Here is a 1,719-nt window from a genome sequence, read left to right on the forward strand (position 1 = left end):
CTGTTTAATTTTTCCTAAAGATACTGCCTTATTAAATAATTTATAAAATCTAGCTAAAGATTCAGCATCTCCTGCTAATGAGGCATAAAGCATTAAATATTTTTCGATTTCTTTACTATCTAACTTTATTATTTCATCTATTTGATCATCTAAGATTTTATCAACTTTTTCATATTCTTCCTGTTCCGAAAATTTATCTACAAGTTGATTAAACTCTTCAAATTTCACAATTAATTACCTCAGCTTATAATTCAATACGCCTTAGATGGTATTGAGTCTCCAATCAATAATTCTTGATCTTTAGTAGAAAAATAATTTACAAAACAAAAGCCAATCAAAAAAAACGGTTTTCCTATGATTGACTTTCCTTTATATAGCCCGAATTTATATATTAATTACATACAGTATAAATTATCTCATAAAGACCGTTTCTTTAAGCTCGACATTATCAATTTCATAATAAAATTGTACACCTCGTCCGTTTTGATACATTCCTTGACTAGGTATTTCAAAAGGTATTCCATCAATGAAGTTTTCATTATTTGGAATAAAACCTATTGATGCATATTTTTGATTAGTTGAGACTTGTAGCCATACTACATATTTCTTCAGATCCCATTCCCCTTTGGAAATCTCCTCAAATTTTTTCTTTGCGTCCTCAATAACTAAAAGATAAGATCCCGTGATTTCGTGATACTCATTTCTATTAAAAAGCTCGCGCCATTCTTTATTACTCATAACTCATAATCGCCTTTTGGACCGTTAACTTTAAATCTTCCGCTTGGTGTTCCCAAATAAGACTTATGACAACGGTTCTTTAATCTTGCTGCCATAAACATCCCACTCTAAATGCAAAAAAATTAAAAACTAAATAAATACTTAATAGTTTAAATGTTTATAACTTGACCACATATTGATCTTTTGAAGGACATTACAGTTTAGTGACAAGTAAAGTACGTAGTATTTCTGGGTTTCTAACAGGGATTTACGCATCATTATGTGCATATCAACTCACCTATCAAAATAAGCCAACAATTCAAGTTATGTAACTATCGGCTTAAGCAGGATTCGGGTTAATAGTGAATTAACAATTTAGATAATTAATTCACTATTAAAAAATTATTAATTTTAGTATTCCAAGAAATTCATTTTGAATTTAAATTTATTAACAATATCTACAAATTGTTTGCTCACTACATAGATATAAGGTTTATTATTATCTCTAGCAATAAAAAAGTCATCGACTACAAGATCTTTTTTTATAAAGTCATCTTCATCTAATAAATTATTTTTTCTTTTAATATACATAGCATAAATATCTGCTTCTTGATTTCTTACATAACATCGATAGAAATCACATTCGTCTAGAAAACTTCCTTCATTTCATTAAAAAATCTTTTTGAAAAAAGTAAAATTCCTGAAGATGAATAATAAAAATCCGTCTCAAATATTTCATTCAATTGATCAGAAAAAAGATTGTCATAATCTAAATTTATTCTAGAATTTTTTAAAAATTGATTACTTAAGTCAAATTTAGAATAGTCAACAATAATTTCTTGCTTCCCTTTCAAATCAAAAGAAAAATCTCTATCAATATACTCAGAAGAATAAATTTTATAAAAGTACATCAACCAGTCTTTTAAAATATTTTACTTTAAATAGCACTTAAAAAGTACTATTTAAATTTTAAAACTATTCGGAATGGTTTAACCATATGTC

Annotated in this window: 2 protein-coding genes and 2 pseudogenes; 1 reads left to right on the forward strand and 3 read right to left on the reverse strand. The window is 26.9% G+C overall.

Annotation, left to right across the window (positions count from 1 at the left end):
• Window positions 1-228: hypothetical protein (locus ACH63V_RS18000; protein WP_396464312.1), on the reverse strand; the 228-nt coding region annotated here is incomplete at its 3' end.
• 183 nt (window positions 229-411) lie between these two features.
• Window positions 412-738, reverse strand: a complete 327-nt coding sequence (locus tag ACH63V_RS18005; RefSeq protein WP_396464313.1) for a hypothetical protein — start codon at window positions 736-738, stop codon at window positions 412-414.
• 185 nt (window positions 739-923) lie between these two features.
• Here ACH63V_RS18005 and ACH63V_RS18010 point away from each other — a divergent pair.
• A pseudogene (locus tag ACH63V_RS18010) lies at window positions 924-1,049 on the forward strand (IS982 family transposase); the annotation flags it as partial.
• 241 nt (window positions 1,050-1,290) lie between these two features.
• Here ACH63V_RS18010 and ACH63V_RS18015 read toward each other — a convergent pair.
• Window positions 1,291-1,628 (reverse strand): annotated as a pseudogene (locus ACH63V_RS18015) (hypothetical protein); the annotation flags it as partial.
• Window positions 1,629-1,719 lie beyond the last annotated feature (91 nt).

It is taken from the genome of Acinetobacter sp. ABJ-A23_2 (assembly GCF_044538765.1).
In the GTDB taxonomy this organism is placed as follows: domain Bacteria; phylum Pseudomonadota; class Gammaproteobacteria; order Pseudomonadales; family Moraxellaceae; genus Acinetobacter; species Acinetobacter nosocomialis_A.